The organism is Ilyobacter sp. (assembly GCF_041583315.1).
Classification (GTDB): Bacteria; Fusobacteriota; Fusobacteriia; order Fusobacteriales; family Fusobacteriaceae; genus Ilyobacter.
Map to the genome: position 1 here is coordinate 1 of NZ_JBFHGC010000445.1, position 2432 is coordinate 2432.

Annotated in this window: 2 protein-coding genes; both read right to left on the minus strand. The window is 39.4% G+C overall.

The genetic code is table 11. The annotated features are described in order from the left end of the window. Nucleotides 1–417 (minus strand): 2Fe-2S iron-sulfur cluster-binding protein (locus tag ABZA26_RS12680; RefSeq protein WP_372714879.1); only part of this gene is annotated, 417 nt, incomplete at its 3' end. Between the two features lie 2 nt (nucleotides 418–419). Further along, nucleotides 420–2432: formate dehydrogenase subunit alpha (gene fdhF, locus ABZA26_RS12685; protein ID WP_372714880.1), on the minus strand; the 2013-nt coding region annotated here is incomplete at its 5' end.

Consider the following 2432-nt stretch of genomic DNA (forward strand, 5'->3'; position numbering starts at 1 on the left):
TATCATCCCTTCAGATGATCTGTCTATTTCATATACCTTAATAGGTTTCTCATTTCTGTTTTCCACACCATACTCGTAGCATGCGTCCTGCAGCTGGCAGTCTCCCTTTGCTTTTTCACATATGAGACAGTCATTGGGGTGGTTTTTCATGAGTTTTTCAAGGATCTCTTTTCTCCTTGCCTCTATCTCATCTGTATAGGTTCTCACTACCATACCTTCTTTAGGATTTGTAGAGCAGGATTTTACCAGCTCTCCGTCGATCTCTACCACACATATTCCGCAGACATCCTGACTCCCCAGATCCTTATGGTAGCAAAGAGATGGGATCTCTATACCTATATTACTCAGATTTTCCAAAAGACTTATCCCGCTATCAAATGTAGTCTCTTTATTATTTATAATTAATTTAATATCCATTCCTAGTTCACCTCACATTTTTCCACAGACACGGCTGTTAATTTTAATTCAGGTTCTCCTGACTTTTCATCAATTGCATCTGTTCCTGTAAGTACATTAGCCGATCCCTCAGCAAAGTGGAATGTCATAAATACCGTTCCGTCCTGTATCTTATCAGTTTTTACAACCTTAGTTTTGATACTTCCCCTTCTAGAGGTTACCCTTACCATGTCTCCGTCTGTCACTCCGACTTTTTCACAAGTCAAAGGGTTCATTTCAATGTATGATTCTGGAGATTTCATATGTAGTCCTTCTGTTTTAGCCGTCATAGTTCTTGTATGGTAGTGGTATAGATTTCTACCGTTTGTGAGTATTATAGGATACTCTTCATTTATCAGATCCCCTGGAAGTTCATATTCTACAGGTACCAATTTACCCATTCCCCTCAATGCTCCCCCTACATGGAGTATAGGGGTTCCAGGATGGTTTTTATCCTTTACAGGCCATTGGAGTCCTTCAACTTCTATTCTGTCATAGGATATTCCTGCATACTGCGGGACAAGAACAGCTATCTCATCCATTATTTCAGAAGGATGGGAGTAATTGCTCTCATAACCAAACTTATTTAAAAGCTCAGAAAATATTTTCCAGTCAGCCTTGGCTTCCGGTACTGCCTGCACGGCTTTTCTTACCCTCTGTACCTTTCTTTCGGTGTTTGTAAATGTCCCGTCCTTTTCTGCAAATGTCAGTGCCGGAAATATGAGATCAGCTTTTTTAGCTGTTTCTGTCATGAATATATCCTGAACAACCAGGAAGTCCAGTGCTTCCAGAGATTCCAATATATGCCTTGTATCAGGATCAGATACCACTGGTTTTTCTCCCATAATATACATGAATTTAACATCCTTATGATGAGCTGCATCCATAATCTGCGGCAGAGTCAGCCCTACTTTTTTAGGAACTTCTACTCCCCATACTTTTTCAAATTTATCTATTACATTTTTATCTAGTACCTTCTGGTATCCTGGATATTCATCTGGGAATGCTCCCATGTCGCAGGATCCCTGGACGTTATTTTGTCCTCTCAGAGGATTTATTCCAGTCCCTGGTCTTCCTATCTGCCCTGTGATTAATGCCAGGTTAGAAAGAGCTATTACACCGTTTGTACCTGTTTTAAACTGAGTAATTCCCATGGCATAATAGATGGATGAAGCTTTACTGGTAGCATATAGTCTTGCAGCTTTTCTGATATCTTCAGCAGACACTCCTGCTATTTCAGATACCTCTTCAGGGGTATATTTTGCAATCATTTCCTTTAGTTCTTCATATCCTTCAGTATGATTTTTTATATAATCAGCATCAACTAAACCTTCAGTTATTACTGTATTTATCATCCCGTTTATAAGAGCTATATTTGCTCCGACCTTAACCTGCATAAATACTTCAGCCTCATCAGCTAAGTCTATTCTTCTAGGGTCTGCTACTATCACTTTAGTACCGTTCCTATATGCCTGTTTGATTTTTGCCCCTATTACAGGGTGATTTTCCCTTGGATTTGACCCGATTACAAATATCAGATCTGAATCCTTTGCTTCTGAGATACTATTTGTCATAGCACCACTTCCTAATGTAGTTGCAAGCCCGGCAACTGTTGAAGCATGTCAGAGACGTGCACAGTGATCTATATTATTTGTTCCTATGCCCAATCTCATAAATTTTTGAAATGCAAAGTTATCCTCATTTGTACATCTTGCAGAAGCCAGTCCTGCAAATGCATCTGGACCAAATTCATCTTTTATCTTGCCAGCTTTACTTAAAAAAAGGTCATATGCCTCTTCCCAGCTAGCTTCCCTAAACTCACCATTTTCTTTGATAAGTGGAGTTTTCACTCTTTCTGGATGGTCTATAAACTTATAACCAAATTTTCCCTTTACACAAAGTAGACCGTCATTTGGTGCCATATTGATAGGTTCTACTCCTACAATCTTGTTTCCTCTGGAAAGAAGGTTAAACTGACATCCTACACCACAGTATGA